The sequence below is a fragment of the Ruegeria sp. SAZD013 genome (genome assembly GCF_059612525.1).
This window is the reverse complement of sequence record NZ_JBXWQT010000013.1, coordinates 198,819-220,321: the sequence shown is the minus strand read 5'-3', so window position 1 is coordinate 220,321 and position 21,503 is coordinate 198,819. Positions and strand designations below refer to the sequence as shown.

Here is a 21,503-nt window from a genome sequence, read left to right as displayed (position 1 = left end):
GTCCCTTTGCCTCATGGGTAAGCGACGGGGGCTGATTTTTCCAGACAGGAGTTCCCTTTGATGACTGAGTCCCAATTCACGCCGCGCGTGTTTTCTGGTGCGCAGCCTTCGGGCAATCTACACCTCGGCAACTATCTCGGGGCGCTTCGGAACTGGGTGAGAATGCAGAGCGAGGAGTTTGAGACTATCTATTGCATGGTCGATCTGCACGCGATCACCGTCTGGCAAGACCCAACCGAGTTGCAGCATGCAACGCGGGAGCTTTGTGCCGGTTACATCGCTTCCGGTCTAAACCCGGAAAAATCAATCTTGTTCAACCAAAGTCAGGTGCCGGAACACGCGCAACTGGCCTGGATATTCAACTGTGTCGCGCGCATGGGATGGATGCAGCGCATGACCCAGTGGAAGGACAAGGCTGGCAAAAACCAGCAGAACGCTTCGCTTGGCCTGTTTGCCTACCCTGCTCTGATGGCAGCCGATATTCTGATCTATCACGCAACCCATGTGCCAGTTGGCGAAGACCAGAAACAGCATCTGGAGTTGACCCGCGACATCGCCATAAAATTCAACAACGATTTTGGCGTCGATTTCTTTCCCATCACCGAACCGGTGATCGAAGGGTCAGCGACAAGGGTCATGAGCTTGCGGGATGGGTCCAAGAAGATGTCAAAGTCCGATCCCTCGGACATGAGTCGGATCAACCTGACCGACGATGCAGATGCGATCGCAAAGAAAATCCGCAAGGCCAAGACCGACCCTGACGCTTTGCCGTCGGATGTCGAAGGTCTGGAGGGCCGCCCCGAAGCGCGTAATCTGGTCAATATCTACGCAGCACTCAGCGAACAAAGCATCGAGCAGGTTCTGGCCGAAGTTGGCGGCAAGCAGTTCGGTGATTTCAAACCGATGCTGGCTGATCTGGCGGTCGCCAAGCTGGCCCCAATCTCGACTGAGATGTCGCGCCTTATGGGAGAACAGGCCGAGATTGACCGGATTCTGGCTCACGGGGCCGAACGCGCCCGCCAGATCGCTGCTCCGATCCTGCAAAAGACCTATGAAATCGTCGGTATGGTCGGATCGGCATCACGCTGAATGCACTGGACCTTCGCCTGACGCCCACCTAGGGTCTGCCTGAACCAGAGGAGGGCGTCATGGCAACCGGCAAAAACATCCGGACCTACTTTCAGGGCCAATGGCATGACGGGGATACACCCATCATGCGCGCAGCGGATCATGGGGCCTGGCTTGGATCATCCGTATTCGATGGTGCCCGCTATTTCGACGGGCTGGCCCCTGATCTGCACGCCCATTGCGCCCGGGTGAACCGGTCCGCCGAAGCCCTGATGCTGACACCCACCATGACAACCGAACAGATGGTCGAATTGGTGCATGAAGGGTTGCAAGCCTACAGCCCTGACACAGCTGTTTATATCCGCCCGATGTATTGGGGCATTGATGGCGACAGCACGGCAATCGTTCCGCAGGAAAACAGCACAGGGTTTGCCATCTGTCTGGAAGAAATCCCGATGGCACCGGAAACGGCTTCAGCCACGCTGTCGACCACGCGGTTCCGTCGCCCGGTACTGGAATCAGCAGTGGTCAACGCCAAGGCCGGGTGCCTTTACCCCAACAATGCGCGCATGTTGCAAGAGGCGCGCTCCAAGGGATTCTCGAACGCACTGGTCGCTGACGCGATGGGCAATGTGGCCGAAACGGCAACAGCCAACATCTTCATGGTCAAGGATGGCGAGGTCTTTACCCCGATCCCCAACGGCACATTTTTGGCAGGGATCACGCGGGCGCGACATATCAAGAATCTGCGCGAGGATGGTGTTACAGTTCATGAAACGGTCTTGGGTTTCGAGGATTTTCACCAGGCGGACGAGGTTTTCATGTCCGGCAATATGAGCAAGATCACACCTGTGACTGCGCTAGAAGACACACAGTTTCAGGTTGGTCCAATTGCCCGCCGTGCCCGCGCACTTTACTGGGACTGGGCTGCAAGCGAACGCTAGTAATCGACATGAACGTGTCCGAGTTGCCAGCACGCAAACGCTCGGGCATGATCTCTTAAAATTGAAGAGGACACCCATGCGTAAGTTCTTAGTTGTTCTGGATGACAGCCGTGAATGCCTGAACGCAATGCGGTTCGCCGCGATGCGTGCCGCGCATACAGGTGGCGGCGTGACGATCTTGTCGGTTATTCCGCCGGACGAGTTCAATCACTGGATCGGTGTTGCCGAAACCATGCGCGAAGAAGCCCGGGAACGTATCCATGCCCATTTCGAAGTCTTCGCCAAATGGATGCGCGACAAACAGAATGTAGAACCTGAACTGGCCATTCGCGAAGGTGATCCGGTGCCGCAGATCATCGAACATGTTCAGTCTGACCCTGAGATCGGCGTTCTCGTTCTTGGGGCGGGAACTGACAAGAAAGGCCCCGGCCCGCTGGTGACCCAGCTCACAAAGAACTCTGGCAGCCTGCCGATCCCGATAACGATTGTTCCCGGTGATCTGAGCAAGGAAAAGCTGGAAGAAATCACCTGAGGATCGAACGTGGCGAAGACGTTGCAGTTCTGGTTCGACTTCGCCTCGACCTATTCCTATCTCAGCGCGATGCGAGTCGAACAGGCCGCACGGGGCACAGGTGTCTCGGTCGACTGGCAACCTTTTCTGTTGGGGCCGATTTTCGCGGATCAGGGATGGCGCACATCGCCGTTCAACCTGTATCCGGCCAAAGGGCGCTATATGTGGCGTGACATGGAACGTCTTTGCAGCGCACGCGGGCTGAAATTAGTTCGGCCTGACCCGTTCCCGCAAAACTCCCTCACCGCAGCGCGCCTGACTCTGGCCCTTGCGCATCGCGAAGAACGGGCTGCCTTCGCAAAGGCTGTCTTCAGCGCTGAATTCGGGGACGGGAAGAACATCTCTGACGAAGGCGTGCTTGAGGATTGCCTGAAGGTGGCAGGTCTGCCTGCGGCAGTGATGAATCGCGCAAAAGATCCGAGCATCAAGGCTGCTCTGTTCGAGCAATCCGCGCGCGCAAAAGCACTTGGCCTGTTCGGCGCACCGAGTTTTGTGGCGGGGGCAGAGCTGTTTTGGGGAGATGACCGGCTGGATGAGGCGATTCGTTACTCGCTCACGATTTAGAATCGTTCCAAATATTGACTTCTCCGACCCCTGAGCGCATATCAGAAACACCTCAGACGGAGCTGCCTCATGTTCATCCAGACCGAATCCACCCCAAACCCGGCCACATTGAAATTTCTGCCCGGCCAAACGGTGCTTGAGGCTGGAACCGCGGATTTCCCGACAGCCGAGGCTGGTGATAAGTCCCCACTGGCCAAACGAATCTTTGCGGTAAACGGTGTGACCGGTGTGTTTTTTGGAAACGACTTTGTCACTGTGACCAAATCCGACGAAGTTCAGTGGGATCACATCAAACCTGCAATTCTTGGCGCAGTGATGGAGCATTATCAATCCGGCCAGCCTGTCATGGGTGCAGACGCGGCAGCGGCCTCGGGTCATGCCGAACATACCGGAGAAGATGCGGAAATCGTCAATCAGATCAAAGATCTGCTGGACAGCCGCGTGCGCCCGGCCGTGGCACAGGATGGTGGCGACATTACCTTTCATGGCTTTGATCGCGGCGTGGTCTATCTGCACATGCAAGGTGCCTGCGCGGGGTGCCCGTCATCGACCCTGACACTGAAGATGGGTATCGAAAACCTGCTGCGCCACTACATCCCTGAAGTGACCGAGGTTCGACCAGTTGCCGTCTGACCCGACGATCCTGGCATTTGATACATCGGCCGCGCATTGCGCGGCCGCTTTGTTGCGTGGCGGTGTGATCGCAATATCCCGTGTCGAAGACATGGCACGCGGCCAGGCCGAACGGTTGATACCCTTGTTGCAAGAAGTACTGACCGAAGCCGGTTGCGTATGGGCCGATCTGGACGCAATCGGTGTTGGGATTGGGCCCGGCAATTTCACGGGTATACGCATTTCGGTCTCTGCCGCCCGGGGCCTTGCCTTGGGCCTTGGCGTCCCCGCGGTGGGTGTTTCTGGATTCGATGCTCTGATTGAACTGGCAGAAGAGAGCCAACGTCCAGCCATCCCTGCGCCGCGCGAACAGGTGTATGTACAACTTCCCGGAACCGGCCCTTGCCTGTTGCCTTTGGGCGAGGCCGAACAGCATGGGCCTTTGTATGTCTGCCCCGACCCCGCATTGCAGGTACAAGCCGTTGCCAGACTTGCCGCAAGACGATGGCACAGCGTCAGTGCGCCTCCAGCCCCGCTATATGTCAGACCTGCGGACGCGGCCCCGTCCCGAGATGTGCCGCCTGTGTTGCTGGACCAATGACGCCTTACGAGATGGCAGCGACACATGCAGCGGCGTTCACCCAGTCACGCCCATGGACTGCCGATGAGTTCGCCAGCCTTTTGGAGAACCGGTTCACTGATTACGTCGGGGATGACCGTTGCTTTGTCCTGTTTCAGGTGATCGCGGGTGAGGCAGAGTTGCTGACGATTGCGACTCACCCCGCGTTTCAAAGACAAGGGCTCGGGTCACAGGCGATGCACGACTGGCACGACCGGGCAGTCACTTTGCAGGCAAACCGCGCTTTTCTGGACGTCGCTGCCGACAATGTTGCAGCAATCGCTTTGTACTGGCGATGCGGGTATCACCAGTGCGGTCAGCGCAAGGGTTATTATTCCAGAAAAACAGGCCCAAATATCGATGCTCTCGTGATGGAACGCCGACTGCCCTAACGGCAACCAAAGATTTTTTAGACCATTTGGTCAGAAATCAATTGACCATCACGGTTGCAAACGTCCTTAATTCCCGCCATCACAACACTTATGCTCGCTAAAAGTGGGTAAACGGGGCTAATCTTACCTCGTGCCAACAAAAAAAATGGGAGACTTAAATGACCCTGATGAAATCCTTGATGGGTGCTGCCGCTGCTGTCGCTCTGACCGCAGGTGCAACTTTCGCCGAACCGGCGCTGATCTTTGACCTGGGCGGCAAGTTCGACAAATCTTTCAACGAAGCCGCGTATAATGGCGCGCAGCGTTGGGCCGATGAGACCGGCGGCGAGTACCGCGAGATCGAGATCCAGTCGGAAGCACAGCGCGAACAGGCTCTGCGCCGTTTCGCAGAATCAGGTGCCAATCCGATCATCACCATGGGCTTTGGTATGGCCGATCCGTTGTCGGCCGTTGCAGGCGATTATCCCGAAACCAAATTCGTGGCTGTCGACGTGAACTGGCTGGACATCCCCAACATCCGCCAGATCGGCTTTGCCGAGCATGAAGGATCGTACCTGGTTGGCATGATGGCAGCGATGGCATCGAAATCGGGAACCGTTGGCTTTATCGGCGGTATGGACATTCCGCTGATCCGCCACTTTGGTTGCGGATACGCACAAGGCGCCAAAGCCGTGAACCCGGACATCAATGTTGTCGCCAACATGACCGGCACCACCCCTGCGGCATGGAACGACCCGGTAAAAGGTTCGGAACTTACAAAAGCACAGATCAGCCAGGGTGCTGACGTGATCTATGCCGCGGCTGGCGGTACAGGTGTTGGCGTTCTGCAAACGGCAGCCGACGAAGGCATCCTGTCGATCGGCGTGGACAGCAACCAGAACCACCTGCATCCGGGCAAGGTCCTGACGTCGATGCTGAAACGTGTGGACGTCGCGGTGTATGACGCGATGAAAGCAGGTGACGCCGTAGAAACCGGCGTTTTCACCATGGGACTGGCCGAAGAAGGTGTAGGCGTCGCCATGGACGATAACAACAAAGAGCTTGTTTCGGTCCAAATGAACGATGCGGTGGAAGAAGCCCGCAAAGCCATCATCAACGGCGATATCACCGTTGTCAGCTATTACGAGAACGACAGCTGCCCCGCACTGCAGTTCTGATATCGCGCGGGGCGGAAGGAACCCTTCCGCCCCGCCATCCACTCTGCCATCCGTGCCACCTGCCGGATGGGCTTTTCGGCAGTTGAGGGTAAGACATGACCGTCCCCGCCATTGAGCTCAAAGGGATCTCCAAATCCTTTGGGCCGGTTCAGGCCAACAAAGACATCTCAATCAGCGTCGCCCCCGGTACGATCCATGGGATCATCGGTGAAAACGGTGCGGGCAAATCCACGCTGATGAGCATCCTCTACGGCTTTTACAAAGCCGACAAAGGTGAAATTTGGATCAACGGGACAAAGACCGAAATCCCTGACAGCCAGGCGGCTATCGCCTCGGGCATCGGGATGGTGTTTCAGCACTTCAAGCTGGTGGAGAATTTCACTGTTCTGGAAAACATCGTTCTGGGTGCCGAAGATGGCGGCCTTCTGGCTCCGTCTCTGGCCAAGGCCCGCAAAGAACTGAAAGAACTGGAAGAAGAATACGAACTGTTCGTTGACCCCGACAAACGCATTGATGAGATCGGTGTGGGGATGCAGCAGCGTGTCGAAATTTTGAAGGCATTGTATCGCAAGGCCGAGATTCTGATTCTGGATGAACCGACTGGCGTTCTGACCCCGGCAGAGGCTGACCAGCTGTTCCGTATCCTGGATCGTCTGCGAGCCGAAGGGAAAACGATCATCGTGATCACCCACAAGCTGCGCGAAATCATGGAAAACACCGATACCGTTTCGGTCATGCGCCGTGGGCAGATGACGGCTACGGTGAAAACTTCAGACACCAGCCCTGAAGAACTGGCCGAACTGATGGTAGGCCGTAAGGTTTTGCTGCAAGTCGACAAGGTGCCTGCGACGCCGGGCAAACCCATCCTTGAGATCGAAAAGCTGAGCGTTTTTGATTCCGCTGGTGTTGAACGGGTTAAAGGTATCGACCTGACCGTTCGTGCCGGTGAGATCGTTGGCATTGCCGGTGTGGCGGGCAATGGACAGTCGGAGTTGCTAGAGGTTCTGGGCGGGATGCGTCCGGGACAAGGCTCGATCAAGCTGAATGGCGAACCGCTGGCACTAAGCGGTGCCGGATCAGACGGTCAGGCGCGTCGTGCACAGCGCATCGCGCATGTGCCCGAAGACCGTCAGCGCGAAGGCCTGATTATGGATTTCCACGCGTGGGAGAACGTGGCCTTTGGCTATCACCGGGACCCCGCTTATCAGCGTGGCCTGTTCATGGACAATTCCGCGCTGCGCGCTGATACCGAAGCCAAGATCGAGAAATTCGATGTTCGGCCACCGGATCCTTGGCTTGCCGCCAAGAGCTTTTCGGGCGGGAACCAGCAGAAAATCGTCGTTGCCCGCGAAATCGAGCGAAACCCTGACCTGCTGCTGGTCGGCCAGCCGACACGTGGCGTTGATATTGGTGCGATCGAGTTCATTCACAAGCAGATCGTTGCCCTGCGCGACCAAGGCAAGGCGATCCTGCTGGTTTCGGTTGAGTTGGAAGAGATCTTCTCGCTGTCCGACCGGATCGCAGTGATGTTCGACGGGCATATCATGGGCGAACGCCTGCCCAGCGAAACAGATGAAAAAGAACTTGGCCTGCTGATGGCCGGTGTTGCAGGAGAGGCCGCGTAGGATGGAAAAAATGCCTAAATGGGCCGATGTCGTTCTGATCCCGCTGATCAGTCTGTTGCTGGCCGCTTTCCTGTCTGCGCTAGTCATCCTCGCCATCGGAGAAAACCCCGTCGAAGCTGTTAAGCTGATGGTTACAGGCGCGTTGGGGTCAACCTATGGCTGGGGCTATACGCTCTATTACGCGACAAACTTCATGTTTACCGGCCTTGCGGTCGCCGTCGCATTCCACGCCCGCTTGTTCAACATTGGTGGCGAAGGTCAGGCGATGTTGGGCGGTCTTGGGGTGGCCATGGTTTGCCTGTACGTCGACTGGCCGCATTGGAGCATTGCATTGCTTGCGGCCTGCGCGGCATCAATGCTGTTCGGTGCGTTTTGGGCCGCTATCCCAGCCTACCTTCAGGCCAAGCGCGGCAGCCATATCGTGATTACCACGATCATGTTCAATTTCATTGCCGCTGCCTTTCTGAACTACATGTTGGTCAACATCATGCGCCCGCAAGGGTCGCAGGACCCGGCAACCGCGCGATTCCCCGAAACCGTCCATCTGCCAACTTTCCAGTCAATGTTCTCGACCGCAGAAAACGTGGTGTTCCGGGGGGCTCCGGTAAACATTACATTCTTCATCGCGTTGCTGGCCTGTGTCGTCGTCTGGGCGCTGATCTGGCGGACCCGGCTGGGCTATGAAATCCGAGCTTATGGCCACTCTGAAACCGGCGCGGTCTATGCCGGTATCTCACCGGTTCGCATTACTATTGTTGCGATGCTGATCTCGGGTGCGCTGGCAGGTTTGATGGCCATCAATAACGTCATGGGCGAGGCGGAGCGCCTTGTCCTGAACTCGACCGAAGGCGCTGGGTTCATCGGGATTGCCGTGGCCCTTATGGGGCGCTCACATCCTTTCGGCGTATTGCTGGCCGCGCTTTTGTTCGGGTTCCTGTATCAGGGCGGGGCCGAGCTGGCACTGTGGGCATCGATCCCGCGCGAGCTGATCGTGGTCATTCAGGCGCTGGTGATCCTGTTCACCGGTGCGCTGGACAACATGGTACGGATGCCGCTTGAGAAACTGTTCCTTGGTATGCGGAAGAGGGCAGAGTAATGGACTTCTTTGTAACCCTCATCCAGGTTCTGGATTCGACCATCCGCCTATCCACGCCTCTTTTGCTGGCCTGTTTGGCCGGTCTGTATTCGGAACGGGCTGGCATTTTCGACATCGGGCTGGAAGGCAAAATGCTGGTGGCCGCGTTCTTTTCTGCGGCTGTCGCGGCGGTTACGGGTTCAGTCTGGCTGGGCTTGCTGGCTGGCATCGGATCCTCATTGGCGCTGTCAGGGCTGCACGGGTTGGCATCGATAACCTTCCGGGGCAACCAGCTGATTTCGGGTGTTGCAATAAACTTTCTCGCCTCGGGCCTGACAGTGCTTGTCGCCCAAAGCTGGTTCCAACAGGGCGGTCGTACGCCCTCGCTCTTTGGTGGCGGCCGGTTCGAGCCTATCAACTTTCCATTTGCCGATGCGCTTGGAGGGGTTCCGATTGTCGGCCCTATCTATTCCGAACTGCTCTCGGGCCATTCGATCCTTGTTTATGTGGCATTCCTGATGGTTCCAGCAACGTGGTGGGTGCTTTTCCGCACACGGTTCGGCCTGCGCCTGCGGGCTGTGGGTGAAAACCCGGCAGCCGTCGACACGGCAGGTGTATCCGTGGTTGGCCTGCGCTTCGCAGCCGTCGCGATCTGTGGCGTACTTTGTGGTATCGCGGGCGCTTATCTGGCGACGGCTTTGCAGGCGGGGTTCGTCAAGGAAATGACCGCTGGTCGTGGCTTTATTGCGCTGGCCGCCTTGATCTTTGCCAAATGGCGCCCGTGGCACGCCATGTGGGCCTGTTTGCTGTTTGGCCTGCTTCAGGCGGTAGCACTTCGGTTCCAAAACATCGATCTTGGCGGCGTAGTGATTCCGGTCCAGGTGATGGACGCCCTGCCCTATATCCTGACAGTTGTTATTCTGGCCGGTTTTGTCGGCAAGGCCGTGCCACCACGGGCAGGCGGAGAGCCCTACATCAAAGAGCGCTGATAAGGCCAGTTCCGAATGGAGTTTCGGTCCTGTTCGCTGCAAGGCGGCATGCAGAGTTGATTTTGCATGCTGCAACCGTTCTAAGAGGGTATGCACGTATACCTTCCCATAGCCGAAGTTTCTGTCAGCCCATTCCTGCTGTTGGGGATCGGTGGGGTCGTCGGTGTTTTATCTGGTATGTTCGGGGTCGGCGGAGGATTTTTGATCACTCCGCTGCTGTTTTTTATCGGCATTCCCCCGGCGGTTGCCGTTGCGACATCAGCCAATCAGGTTGTCGCTTCTTCCATTTCGGGATTGTTGGCGCATCTCAGGCGCAAGACCGTGGACCTGAAAATGGGAAGCGTTCTGCTGACCGGAGGGTTGTTTGGCGCGGCCCTGGGTATGGTGGTTTTCAATTTTCTCAAGCATCTCGGACAGGTCGATCTGGCTGTACAGATTTGCTATGTCGTGTTTCTGGGTGCCATCGGAACCCTGATGTTCATTGAAAGCCTTGCCGCCATCCGAAAAGCCAGAAAGTCCGGGTATCAACCTGCCCCCAAGCGACGCCAGCGTACATGGGTTCACGCACTGCCCTTCAAGATGCGGTTTCGGGCATCAAGCCTTTACATCTCGGTCATACCACCTGCACTGGTCGGGTTTGGTGTTGGCATCCTGTCGGCGATCATGGGTGTCGGCGGCGGGTTCATCATGGTACCCGCGATGATCTATGTTCTTGGCATTCCGACCAAAGTGGTTATCGGGACATCCCTGTTCCAGATCATTTTCGTCGCCGGTTTCACAACCATGATACATGCGTCGACAAATTTCAGCGTCGACATAGTGCTTGCCCTGTTCTTGTTGCTTGGCGGCGTTCTGGGCGCGCAATTGGGGACGCAGATCGGTGCACGTCTGAAAGCCGAACAGCTGCGCATTCTGTTGGCGTTGCTGGTCATGGGCGTTGCCGGAAAGATCGGATTTGACCTTCTATTGCCGCCGTTGGAGATCTTTTCTCTGGCAGAGCCTGGAGGGGTATGATGTTGTTTTCTCCGTACCACGCGACAATAACCGCTCTTGAATTCGAGTTTGATAGAAGGCAAGCCAAGACCCAGCGCAAAGTGACGGTATCATGCATATTTACCTGCCCATAGCCGAAGTCTCGGTAAATGCATTTCTACTCCTTGGTCTGGGTGGAATGGTTGGAATTCTGTCGGGGATGTTCGGGGTCGGCGGCGGGTTTCTCATGACGCCGCTGCTGTTTTTCATTGGCATACCACCGGCTGTTGCGGTTGCGACAGAGGCCAATCAGATTGTTGCATCGTCCTTTTCCGGGGTGCTGGCCCATTTTCGACGAAAGACCGTTGACCTCAAGATGGGTACGGTTTTGTTGACAGGCGGTCTAGTCGGGGCTGCATTGGGCGTTGTTGTCTTTAACTATCTAAAAAGCCTAGGCCAGGTCGACCTTCTGGTAACCCTTTGTTACGTGGTCTTCCTTGGTATCATTGGCAGCCTGATGTTCATCGAAAGCTTGAGGGCGCTGCGCAAAGCCAAGAAAGGCGGGGCAGCGCCAGCCAAGCGCCGCCAACGTGGCTGGGTTCATTCGATGCCCTTCAAGATGCGCTTTCGCACATCAGGTCTTTATATCTCGGTCATTCCACCGGTTGTAGTTGGTCTAAGCGTCGGGGTCTTGTCCGCGATTATGGGGGTCGGTGGCGGCTTCATCATGGTCCCGGCGATGATTTACCTGCTGGGAATGCCCACGAAAGTCGTTGTCGGCACATCGTTGTTTCAGATCATCTTCGTAACCGCATTTACCACGATGCTGCACGCGACCACCAACTATACAGTGGACATTGTCCTGGCGGTATTGCTGCTGGTCGGGGGCGTCATTGGCGCCCAGATCGGAACCGTAATCGGTTCGCGCATGCCGGCAGAACAACTACGCGTTCTGTTGGCGGCGCTGGTTCTGGTCGTCTGCGGCAAGCTGGCCCTTGATTTGCTTCTTGAACCATCCGAGCTTTATTCGCTTGGCAACAGCGGGGGGCATTAAGAATGCTGCGCTATGTCTTTGCCGCTTTGTGCCTGTTCTGCCCGCCCGCCGCAGCCGATGAAGAGCAGGTCGTCCTGGGCCTCAGCCAGGATCGTGTTGCGATCACTGCCGACTTTGACGGGTCTGAGATCCTCATTTTCGGGGCCATCAAACGGGAATCACCCATTCCGCCAGGCCCACCAGTCGCGGTTATTGTAGCGGTTGCAGGCCCGTCCGAGCCCGTAACGGTTCGCCGCAAAGAGCGAAAGCTTGGGATTTGGGTAAACACCGATAGCGTTCTGGTCGACCTGGCACCAAGTTTCTACGCAGTTGCCACCAGCGAACCGTTGGATCAAATTCTGACCGATACCGAAGACCTGCGTCACCGCATTTCGATCGAACGCGCGATCCGGTCGGTCGGAGCGGCGATGCACATCCGTGGTGCTCAGGATTTTGCAGATGCCGTGATCCGTATCCGTGAATCTGAACAGCTGTATTCCATCCGCGAGAACACTGTGGCCGTGGACGAACAAACCTTGTTCCGGACGTCAATTGACATGCCTGCGGACCTGACCGAAGGGGATTACTCAGCTCGGATCTTCCTGACCCGCGGAGGAGAGGTTGTATCGCAATACGAAACCAAAATCGACGTCCGCAAAGTCGGGTTGGAGCGGTTTCTGTACAATATGTCCCGTCAGCAACCCGTTTGGTACGGGCTGATGTCATTGGTTATCGCAATTGCCGCGGGTTGGGGCGCGTCGACAGCGTTCCGACTGTTGCGGGAAAACTGACACTCACCCCCTGCCGATATAGGGCATGGTCGTGGCCATGACCGTCATGAACTGCACATTCGCCTCGGGCGGCAGGGTGGCCATATGCAGAACGGACCGCGCGGCATCTTCAACCGCCATGGTTGGGTCCGGCGTCTGGCCTGCCGCCTGCGCCGCATCCACCAGATCCTGAACCATCTGCGTGCGTGCGTTGCCGATATCGATCTGACCACATGCAATTCCAAAGGATCGTCCATCCAGTGAAAGGCTGCGCGTCAGCCCCGTAATGGCATGTTTGGTCGCCGAATAATGTACAGAATTCGGACGCGGAACATGCGCTGCAATCGAGCCGTTATTGATGATCCGCCCGCCCTGCGGGCTTTGATGACGCATGATCCCAAAGGCCTCACGCGCGCATAGAAACATACCGTTCAGGTTGACGTTGACGGTTTGATACCAATCGTCCAACGCGATTTCGTCGATTGTGCCCCCGCGGGCAAAAATACCAGCGTTGTTAAACAGAACATCAAGTCGCCCTGTCCGATCCATGAATACGTGGAACGCCTGTTTGACTGCGTCCGGGTCGGTCACATCGGCGGGCATTGCTATGGCCGCCGGGTATTCTTGCGCGAGGGCATTCAGCTTGTCCGCGCTGCGCGCCAGCAGCCCGACCGTCCAGCCCTGCGCCAGAAAAAGCTCGGCGGTGGCCCGACCGATGCCAGAGCTTGCACCAGTTACGATTATGGAACCCATGTCTCTTCTGCCTTCAGTGCGAGTGAAACTGCGGGGACCGCGCGCAAATCATCTATCTGCAACGGGTGGGTGGGTTTTGACAATCGATTGCGAACCACCCAGATCAAACGCTCCTGTGCGCGGGTGATCGCGACATAAGCCAAACGCTTCCACAAAGGTTGCCCGGCCTCAGTACGGCCCATCCGGGCGGCGGCGTAAATGTCAGGGGCAAACACCTGAACCGTGTCCCACTGTGATCCTTGTGCCTTGTGTATCGTCACTGCAGCCCCGTGCAAAAACGTCGCCCCCATACGGGCGGCAAAAGGAATGAAGGGCTCTTCCTCATCCGGTTTTTCGATCTGGACAATCGATGCAGCGCTGACCTGTGGGTCTTCGGCCCCCATCACATGCAAGCGAGAAAACCCCGGCTTGCGACCGGGGCCAAGATAGACAACCTGGGCCCCCTTGATCAGGCCGCGCGCCTCAAGATCCAACCGCTTTTTGCGGTGCTTCAACGGCAACTCGATCCCGTCGCAGATCAGCGGCTCACCTTCCAAAAGCTCCGTATCCGGTGCGCCATGAACTTGCCTGAACGCCTGTATCAAACGAATGCGCGTGGCGTTGCGCCAGACCAGAACCGGGCTGCGCGCCATCAGATCAACTTCGACCCGCTGCCCCCAAACGACCCTGTCATCCCGGCGGGCGGTGTCTTCGACCAAACGCTCAAATTCTTCAAATCCCATCGACGGATTGGCAAGAGCGTGCGCCAGATCCAGGATCGGGTTATCCGCGTCTTGCCGATGTACCCGCTGAAGCGTCAGCTTTCGTGGTTCGGGCAAGGCTTCAAACACCATGCTGCCGGACTGATTGACCGGAGCCAGCTGTGCGGGATCACCGAACAGCAGAAGGGTCGGGAATATCTCTTTCAGGTCTTCGAACTGACGATCATCCAGCATCGACGCCTCGTCGACAAACCCGATGTCCAGCGGTTCCTCGCGGCGTTTCCAACCTGTAATGAAGTCAGATCCGCGCAATCCGGCAGCGGCCAGCGCTCCGGGAATCGATTTGTTGTTACGATAAAACGCAGCAGCACGGTCCAAAGCTTCGTCTGTCAGACCTTCGATCTCGGGGCGCTCGTCATTTCCGGCCAGCCATTCGGCGATACGCTCGTATTCCGGGTCATAGACCGGCGTATAAAGGATGCGGTGAATTGTGGTTGCCGGAACACCTCGAAGGCGCAGAACACTTGCGGCTTTGTTCGTAGGGGCCAGAATAGCAAGGCTGCGCTTGTCTCTGGATTTACGACTTTCGTAGTCGCCGGACACGACCTGAACACCGGTCTCAGCCAGCGCTTTGTAAAGTTTGGCCAACAGCAACGTCTTGCCGGACCCGGCCTTGCCGATCACAGCCATCACGCCAGACTTCCCTGCCCCCGGCAGTTTCAGAAGGGCATCGTCCTCCAGGTCGACACCGGCTGAGCGCAGCATCTCGGCGATGCTGTCATACGCGGCGGCCTGATCATCTGAGAAGGTCACATTCGGCAAAGACATGGCGCGACCCTACAGGGCCGCGCCAACCATCACCAGATGCGGATTTGCGTTTTCCGGTCCTTAGGCAGACAGGGCAAATCGGTGCAGTTTGGATCGCCCGAAAGCTGCATTGAACCACATGCGCGAAAGCTCACGCGGGATGCCCGCCCGTTCGGCCACGCGGTTGCAATCATCCGCTGAATAGGGCCATAGCCCGACCGAGATCTGGTCACGCCCTGTGCCTTGGGTTCCAAGAACCTCGGGGGACGACCCGATCAGACGATAGATCCGGATCATGCGGGCATCAAATACACCGGCAATATGCGTCAGGCCAAAGCCCTCCATCATCTCACCGCCGCTGAGCATGATGGCCCCGGCAGTGTGCGGGCTGGCTGTGCGGGACAGGCAGAACCGGGTCACCTCCCAGATCAGAGGGCTGCAAATCGGCTTTCCACCGTTGAGATGCCCAAACACCTCATTGATCATTACCCGGCCGGTTGTCGGCAATACCCGCATTGACCCACCATGGCTGCCATCCGGTTCTTCCCAGATGACATAAAGCGGGTTGAGGTCGTCGTACTCATCCCGCTCTTCTCCTTTTTTGTTGACATGGACGTCCCACCCCAACCGGGTTTTGAACTGATCTGCGCGATCCTTGAACATCCCCTCAGCCAGAGTCGGAAATCTGTGTAACTCATCGGCATATAGATAACGCAACATGACTTTTCCCCTTGTCGTCCTGTGCAGGAACGAAGGGGGTACAGAGTCGTGGTTAATATTGCGTTTTGAGGACGCTTTGCCCTTAAACGACTATTAATCCCCGGCTGAGTGCCGTTGCGATTGCGTGGGTCGTGTTAAGGGCTCCGAGTTTCGATCGGGCGCTTTCAATGTAAACGCGTAACGTGTGTTCGGAAATCGACAGGGAATGCGCCACCTGAGCGCGGCTGTAACCCAGTGCCAAAAGGGTAATGGCGTCGATTTCACGGGGCGACAGGCTGCGCGTTGCATCCGGTTGCCTGTCTTTTTCAAACTCCAGCGCTTTGCGATTGATATAGTGCGCAACAAGAATCAACTCGCGCCCAAAGGTCGAGATGAAGGTCTGCCAAGTTTGATCGTCGCAACTATGGTTAACGGTAAAAAGAGCGAACTGGCCGTTTGGCCCTCGGATCGGGATCGAGCATCCCTGATTGCCGACCCCATGGTCGTGGGCATCCTGAAGGAATGATTTGGCCACCTTGCTGGACCAGTCCAGAGACTTCCAGTCAACCGGGTGAAATCGCTGGAAACACCCCAGAATTACAGGATCAATACGATGATAGTTTTTTTCCCTGTATCGTTCGTCCCAGGCGTCTGAGTAGGTCGTATAGCCGTATTGGTCCCCCGCGCCGTCAACCCAGTGATATGTCAGATGTGCGACCTTCAAAGTGTCTCGCAGACATTCGGCAACGGTGCTGAGCTCTTCAAGCGTGCTGGTGTTTTCCAAATCCTGAAGGATTTGACCCAAATCGGTTTTCGTTCCCATCCGCGGGCGCCCGTGCCTCGTTCTTTAGGGACGCGATCTCGGCCGCCGCAATCAGCCTTGTATCATCAAGCTGTTCTGCAAGCGCGCTCAACCCATTCGCAACGGCAAAAGCGTTGAGGTCCGATAGTACGTCCAATATCCACTCATTTTGCGCCATCAGGGTCTCTCTGAAACAGTTAACGAAGCGTTAACACAACCATAACATGTATGATCTTTTTCGACCTATTCACCGGTTTCTACTCCCCAAAAATAGCGGGAGTAATAATCGCAAGCATTTGAAACCATGAAAAAGGTCTGCAAACAGCAAACCACCCGCGAACCGGCAGTGCGATTCGCGGGTGGTTTTTGTCTAAGGTCCTGAACTGTTTCAGCCTGCGTCCAAAACTTCTTCGAGTGTGCGCAGCCCGGTACGCGGCGCCTGAACAAGCACAGACATGTTGCCCGGCTTGTGTTCATTCCGCAGCATTTTCATATGTGCTTCCGGAAGGTCGTTCCAGGCAAACACCTCGGACATACAGGGGTCCAGACGGCGCTCGACCATCAGCTTGTTCGCCGCTGCCGCTTGTTTCAGATGGGCAAAATGCGAACCCTGCAGGCGTTTCTGGTGCATCCACATGTAACGTACGTCGAATGTGCAGTTGAACCCGGACGTCCCCGCACAAATCACAACCATGCCGCCTTTTTTCACCACGAAGGTCGAGACCGGGAAGGTGCTTTCGCCCGGATGCTCGAACACCATGTCGACATTGTTGCCCTTGCCGGTGATATCCCAGATCGCCTTGCCGAACTTGCGGGCCTCTTTGAACCACTCGGCGTATTCAGGCGTATTGACCGTGGGCAGTTGGCCCCAGCAATTAAAGTCGCGGCGGTTCAAAACCCCTTTTGCGCCCAGACCCATGACGAAATCGCGCTTGCTTTCGTCCGAAATCACCCCGATCGCGTTTGCCCCGGCTGTGTTGATCAACTGGATAGCATAAGACCCCAGACCGCCCGAGGCACCCCAGACCAGAACGTTCTGACCCGGTTTCAGGTCGTGCGGTTCGTGACCAAACAGCATACGGTAAGCTGTCGCGAGTGTCAGCGTGTAGCACGCCGCTTCTTCCCAGGTCAGGTGCTTGGGGCGCGGCATCAACTGCTGAGCTTGCACGCGTGTGAACTGGCTGAACGAGCCGTCAGGTGTTTCATAGCCCCAGATCCGCTGACTGGTCGAGTACATTGGGTCGCCGCCGTTGCATTCTTCGTCGTCGCCATCGTCCTGGTTGCAGTGGATGACAACTTCATCGCCAACCTTCCAGCGCTTGACCTTGTCACCAACAGCCCAGACGATACCCGATGCATCAGAGCCTGCGACATGGTACGGTGCCTTGTGGCCATCGAAGGGGCTGATCGGCTGGCCCAGTGCAGCCCAGACACCGTTGTAGTTAACGCCTGCTGCCATCACCAGAACAAGTACCTCATTGCTGTCCAGCGTGGGTACATCGACCACTTCCTGCTGCATCGCAGTGTTTGGCTCGCCATGGCGTTCCTTTCGGATGGCCCATGCGTACATTTGTTTCGGGACATATCCCATCGGAGGGATCTCACCCATTTCATAGAGGTCTTTTTCAGGTGCCTCATACGACGCGATACCGGTTTCGGTGTCCAAAGCCATGCTGGCCTCCTTTTTCAATACTTTTGCCGCGACGCAGAATCGCGTGCTTTATCAGATGAAATATTGGCCATCGCGAAATATTGCAACCGTTTTTGATGCTAAATTGTAATTTTATGACCCAGCGGTCGCAGAAATTATTTTGCATACGCAGAAACAGAAGGGCGCGCGGAAACCGGTACAGACGCTGCATAATACTCCAGCAAATCACCGCGTTGGCCAGATTCGGAAAGAACATGCCCCTGCCGCTTGAGTATCCGTCGTTCAATCAACTGATCCAAAGCGCTTGATATGGCCGACGCATTGTCTTGGGTCTGCTTACCGTCACGTTCCATCATCGCCTGAATACAGGACCGCAGATCCTGTTCCGCCATCGGCCCATTGTCACGTATCAGCAAACAAGCCGCAGGGGCCGGGACCAACGGGATCGCGTTCTGGATACGCTGCATCAATGTGCGCGCCAGATCGGTCATCATGTCGTCACTGCCCTCGGCCCGGAACTCTTTCAGAGAAATCGGGATTCCGTACCGGACCGATGCCAGCCCGAACCGCTTGTAGCGCCCGATCACTCGCCGCCAGAACTGTTTGAGAATCCAACGCGTGATGACCCCGATCCGGGCCCGAAAACGACGTTCTGTTCCTAACGCTGCGCGGGTCAGAATGGTGTCTTCAAGCACGCGGTCATAATTCAAAGCGACAGGAACGAATACGACATCACGCCCCTGCGACGTCGTCCCATCCATTATATACTTGAGCAATCCAAGCTTTGGGCGGGCGAGCGCTCCTGTCAGGCTTAAACCACCTTCTGGAAACATGGCTTGCGTAACACCGGCTTCGGTCGCATGGCGCACATAGGTGGACAAAACCTGCCGGTAGAGCTCGCTGCCTGACTTGCGCCGGATAAAGTAGGCCCCCATTGCCCGGATCAACCGGCTCAGCGGCCAAACCCGCGCCCATTCTCCTACTGCGTAGGATAAAGCAGAGTGCGGGGCCGCCAGATATGTAACCAACACGTAGTCCATATTGCTTCTGTGGTTCATCACAAAAACAACGGTTGCATCAGGGTCGATTGTCCTGACCGCGTCTTCGTCCTCGTAGCTAAGCCGCACCTCGTAGAACGTGTTGCTTAACAGCCGGGCTAGCCGGATCGCAAAACTGAAATAGGCGAAGGCGGAAAAGGACGGCACGATCTCGCGGGCATAGCGGCGTGCCTGTTCGGACGCAACGGCTTCGGGTATTCCAGTTTCGAGGGCGTGATGCTGAACCGCTTTACCAACCTGCGGATCATAAATCAGCCGTTGAATCATGTCGTGCCGACGGGCCAGCTTGAACGGTTGGATCGGACGTTGCAGGCGCTGGTTCAAACGCGCCACGGCACGTTCCAACCGGCGGCGGAAAAACCATCGGACTGACGGGAACAGAAAATGTGAAGCGAAAGTAACCATGGCAAAGACCACGATCAGCACAAAAAGCCAAAGCGGAAGTTCCACGGTTTGCGTCATGGCCGCACCTTGCCACCAATCGCAGCTGCTCACAATCTGAACAATTGCGGGATGCCGCAACGCAGCGAATTGACATGTCCCGAAAATTGCGCTTTAGAACCTCAGGACGTAATTTTATTGCCCACCGAAACGCGAGGCCCCTTCATGACGCAGATGCAGAAAGATCGCCCCTGGCTCATCCGGACCTATGCCGGTCATTCCACCGCCAAGGCCTCGAACGCGCTTTATCGTGGCAACCTCGCCAAAGGGCAAACCGGTCTTTCAGTTGCCTTCGATCTGCCCACCCAGACCGGATATGACAGTGACCACACGTTGGCACGTGGCGAAGTTGGCAAGGTCGGGGTGCCCGTCTGCCATCTGGGCGATATGCGGGTTTTGTTCGATCAGATTCCGCTGGAACAGATGAACACGTCAATGACGATCAACGCGACCGCCCCTTGGTTGCTAGCCCTTTACATCGCCGCGGCCGAGGAACAAGGCGCTGACGTTTCCAAATTGCAGGGCACGGTCCAGAACGACCTGATCAAGGAATATCTGAGCCGGGGCACTTATGTTTGCCCGCCAAAACCGTCGCTGAAGATGATCGCAGACGTGGCTGAGTATTGCTATTCCAACGTCCCCAAGTGGAACCCGATGAATGTGTGTTCCTATCACCTGCAAGAGGCAGGCGCGACACCGGAACAAGAACTTGCTTATGCGCTGGCAACAGCCATTGCCGTGCTGGACGAGCTGCGCCCCCGTGTTCCGGTCGAAGATTTTCCGGCACTGTGTGGTCGGATTTCGTTTTTCGTGAATGCAGGAATCCGTTTTGTTACCGAAATGTGCAAAATGCGCGCGTTTGTTGATCTTTGGGATGAAATTCTGCAACAGCGGTATAGTGTTGAGAACCCAAAGTTCCGCCGCTTCCGCTATGGTGTGCAGGTAAACTCACTGGGCCTGACCGAACAGCAGCCAGAGAACAACGTATACCGCATCCTTATTGAAATGCTGGCCGTGACGCTGTCGAAAAGCGCGCGCGCCCGCGCGGTGCAGTTGCCTGCATGGAACGAGGCACTTGGCCTGCCACGCCCCTGGGACCAGCAATGGTCCATGCGGATGCAGCAAATTCTGGCCTATGAAACTGATCTGTTGGAATTCGATGACCTGTTCGATGGCAACCCGGCTGTTGATGCCAAGGTCGAAGAATTGAAAGCAGGCGCGCGGGCAGAGCTGGCAAACCTAGATTCGATGGGCGGTGCGGTTGCGTCTATTGAGTATATGAAATCCCGCCTTGTGGATTCCAACGCCGAACGTCTGAACCGGATCGAACGCAACGAAACCGTCGTTGTCGGCGTGAACAAATGGATGGAAGGCGAGGCTTCCCCCCTTCAGACTGAAGATGGCGGCATCATGGTCGTTGATCCTGCCGTGGAACAGGAACAGATCGACCGCTTGAATGCGTGGCGGGCTGAGCGGGACGAAGCGGCTGTTGCAGCGACCTTGGCCGCGTTGCGCCAAGCGGCTCAGACAGGAGCAAACGTCATGGAGCCGTCCATTGCCGCTGCCAAGGCGGGTGTGACCACCGGCGAATGGGCCGAAGAGATGCGCAAGGTCTTCGGCACTTATCGTGGTCCGACCGGCGTTTCCGGATCGGTCTCGAACAAAACCGAAGGGTTGGATGACCTGCGCGCGGCGGTTGATGCCGTCAGCGACAAACTGGGGCGACGCCTGAAATTTCTGGTTGGAAAACCGGGATTGGACGGCCATTCCAACGGCGCCGAACAAATCGCGTTCCGTGCCCGCGACTGCGGCATGGATATCAGCTATGAGGGTATCCGGCTGACCCCGGAAGAAATTGTCACCTCAGCCCGCGACGATGACGCACATGTCATCGGGTTGTCGATCCTGTCCGGTAGCCATCTGCCTTTGGTCGAAGATGTAATGGATCGGCTGCAGAAGGCTGGCTTGTCTCACATTCCCGTGGTTGTTGGCGGAATTATTCCGGATGACGATGCCGCAAAATTGAAAGCCATGGGTGTAGCCAAGGTTTACACCCCCAAAAACTTTGAACTTAATGCGATCATGAGCGATATCGTAACACTGGTTGACCCCAAAAACCTCGCAGCCGAGTAACTGAGGTTTTAGACCCTTAATTCCCCGTTTCTTCCCTTTTGATATTTGGGATGGAATAAACCATTCG

The 21,503-nt window shown here is 56.6% G+C and carries 21 protein-coding genes; 15 read left to right on the top strand and 6 right to left on the bottom strand.

Annotation, left to right across the window (positions count from 1 at the left end; all coding sequences use genetic code 11):
• The first annotated feature begins 60 nt into the window (after window positions 1–60).
• The 14 genes from trpS (at window position 61) to AC2FLU_RS03140 (ending at window position 12,412) form a co-directional block, all read left to right on the top strand.
• Complete coding sequence (trpS, locus tag AC2FLU_RS03205) at window positions 61–1,089, top strand: tryptophan--tRNA ligase (RefSeq protein ID WP_480518485.1); 1,029 nt, start codon at window positions 61–63, stop codon at window positions 1,087–1,089.
• A gap of 59 nt (window positions 1,090–1,148) precedes the next feature.
• Window positions 1,149–2,012, top strand: coding sequence for a branched-chain amino acid aminotransferase (locus AC2FLU_RS03200; RefSeq protein ID WP_480483196.1), 864 nt, complete (start codon window positions 1,149–1,151; stop codon window positions 2,010–2,012).
• A gap of 76 nt (window positions 2,013–2,088) precedes the next feature.
• Window positions 2,089–2,544: a universal stress protein gene (locus tag AC2FLU_RS03195; RefSeq protein WP_267366250.1), complete on the top strand. Its 456-nt coding sequence runs from the start codon at window positions 2,089–2,091 to the stop codon at window positions 2,542–2,544.
• A 9-nt stretch (window positions 2,545–2,553) separates the two neighbouring features.
• Complete coding sequence (locus AC2FLU_RS03190; protein WP_496808299.1) at window positions 2,554–3,147, top strand: 2-hydroxychromene-2-carboxylate isomerase; 594 nt, start codon at window positions 2,554–2,556, stop codon at window positions 3,145–3,147.
• 69 nt (window positions 3,148–3,216) lie between these two features.
• A complete protein-coding gene (locus AC2FLU_RS03185; RefSeq protein WP_480475144.1) occupies window positions 3,217–3,780 on the top strand; it encodes a NifU family protein in 564 nt (187 codons plus the stop codon).
• On the top strand, window positions 3,770–4,360 hold the full coding sequence (gene tsaB, locus AC2FLU_RS03180; RefSeq protein WP_480518481.1) for a tRNA (adenosine(37)-N6)-threonylcarbamoyltransferase complex dimerization subunit type 1 TsaB: 591 nt from the start codon (window positions 3,770–3,772) through the stop codon (window positions 4,358–4,360). The genes AC2FLU_RS03185 and tsaB overlap by 11 nt, the downstream gene beginning before the upstream one ends.
• 11 nt (window positions 4,361–4,371) lie before the next feature.
• Entirely contained in the window at window positions 4,372–4,770 is a 399-nt protein-coding gene (locus AC2FLU_RS03175; RefSeq protein WP_496811858.1) for a GNAT family N-acetyltransferase, read from the top strand.
• 158 nt (window positions 4,771–4,928) lie between these two features.
• Window positions 4,929–5,927: a BMP family lipoprotein gene (locus AC2FLU_RS03170; RefSeq protein ID WP_480486668.1), complete on the top strand. Its 999-nt coding sequence runs from the start codon at window positions 4,929–4,931 to the stop codon at window positions 5,925–5,927.
• A gap of 95 nt (window positions 5,928–6,022) precedes the next feature.
• Window positions 6,023–7,552 (top strand): ABC transporter ATP-binding protein, encoded by a 1,530-nt coding sequence (locus tag AC2FLU_RS03165; RefSeq protein ID WP_480475136.1) that lies wholly within the window; start codon window positions 6,023–6,025, stop codon window positions 7,550–7,552.
• Between the two features lies 1 nt (window position 7,553).
• Window positions 7,554–8,648 (top strand): ABC transporter permease, encoded by a 1,095-nt coding sequence (locus AC2FLU_RS03160; RefSeq protein ID WP_480475134.1) that lies wholly within the window; start codon window positions 7,554–7,556, stop codon window positions 8,646–8,648.
• Complete coding sequence (locus tag AC2FLU_RS03155) at window positions 8,648–9,616, top strand: ABC transporter permease (RefSeq protein ID WP_480475132.1); 969 nt, start codon at window positions 8,648–8,650, stop codon at window positions 9,614–9,616. The genes AC2FLU_RS03160 and AC2FLU_RS03155 overlap by 1 nt, the downstream gene beginning before the upstream one ends.
• Before the next feature lie 90 nt (window positions 9,617–9,706).
• Complete coding sequence (locus AC2FLU_RS03150; protein ID WP_480483182.1) at window positions 9,707–10,630, top strand: sulfite exporter TauE/SafE family protein; 924 nt, start codon at window positions 9,707–9,709, stop codon at window positions 10,628–10,630.
• Between the two features lie 91 nt (window positions 10,631–10,721).
• On the top strand, window positions 10,722–11,642 hold the full coding sequence (locus AC2FLU_RS03145) for a sulfite exporter TauE/SafE family protein (protein WP_480475128.1): 921 nt from the start codon (window positions 10,722–10,724) through the stop codon (window positions 11,640–11,642).
• 2 nt (window positions 11,643–11,644) lie between these two features.
• Entirely contained in the window at window positions 11,645–12,412 is a 768-nt protein-coding gene (locus tag AC2FLU_RS03140) for a TIGR02186 family protein (RefSeq protein ID WP_496808301.1), read from the top strand.
• Between the two features lie 3 nt (window positions 12,413–12,415).
• On the opposite strand, the gene AC2FLU_RS03135 is transcribed toward AC2FLU_RS03140, so the two are convergent.
• The 6 genes from AC2FLU_RS03135 to AC2FLU_RS03110 form a co-directional block, all read right to left on the bottom strand.
• Entirely contained in the window at window positions 12,416–13,144 is a 729-nt protein-coding gene (locus AC2FLU_RS03135) for an SDR family oxidoreductase (protein WP_480554204.1), read from the bottom strand.
• Window positions 13,132–14,673: an ATP-dependent DNA helicase gene (locus AC2FLU_RS03130; protein WP_496808302.1), complete on the bottom strand. Its 1,542-nt coding sequence runs from the start codon at window positions 14,671–14,673 to the stop codon at window positions 13,132–13,134. Before AC2FLU_RS03130 ends, AC2FLU_RS03135 begins: the two co-directional genes overlap by 13 nt.
• A gap of 60 nt (window positions 14,674–14,733) precedes the next feature.
• Complete coding sequence (locus AC2FLU_RS03125; protein ID WP_480518471.1) at window positions 14,734–15,372, bottom strand: acyl-homoserine-lactone synthase; 639 nt, start codon at window positions 15,370–15,372, stop codon at window positions 14,734–14,736.
• An 82-nt stretch (window positions 15,373–15,454) separates the two neighbouring features.
• Window positions 15,455–16,174, bottom strand: coding sequence for a helix-turn-helix transcriptional regulator (locus AC2FLU_RS03120; protein ID WP_496811857.1), 720 nt, complete (start codon window positions 16,172–16,174; stop codon window positions 15,455–15,457).
• Window positions 16,175–16,541: 367 nt separating this feature from the next.
• Window positions 16,542–17,825: a crotonyl-CoA carboxylase/reductase gene (gene ccrA / locus AC2FLU_RS03115; protein WP_480475116.1), complete on the bottom strand. Its 1,284-nt coding sequence runs from the start codon at window positions 17,823–17,825 to the stop codon at window positions 16,542–16,544.
• 134 nt (window positions 17,826–17,959) lie between these two features.
• Window positions 17,960–19,324: a 1-acyl-sn-glycerol-3-phosphate acyltransferase gene (locus tag AC2FLU_RS03110; protein ID WP_480622913.1), complete on the bottom strand. Its 1,365-nt coding sequence runs from the start codon at window positions 19,322–19,324 to the stop codon at window positions 17,960–17,962.
• A 51-nt stretch (window positions 19,325–19,375) separates the two neighbouring features.
• On the opposite strand from AC2FLU_RS03110, the gene AC2FLU_RS03105 reads away from it, so the two are divergent.
• Complete coding sequence (locus tag AC2FLU_RS03105) at window positions 19,376–21,436, top strand: methylmalonyl-CoA mutase family protein (RefSeq protein WP_480518463.1); 2,061 nt, start codon at window positions 19,376–19,378, stop codon at window positions 21,434–21,436.
• Window positions 21,437–21,503: the final 67 nt, after the last annotated feature.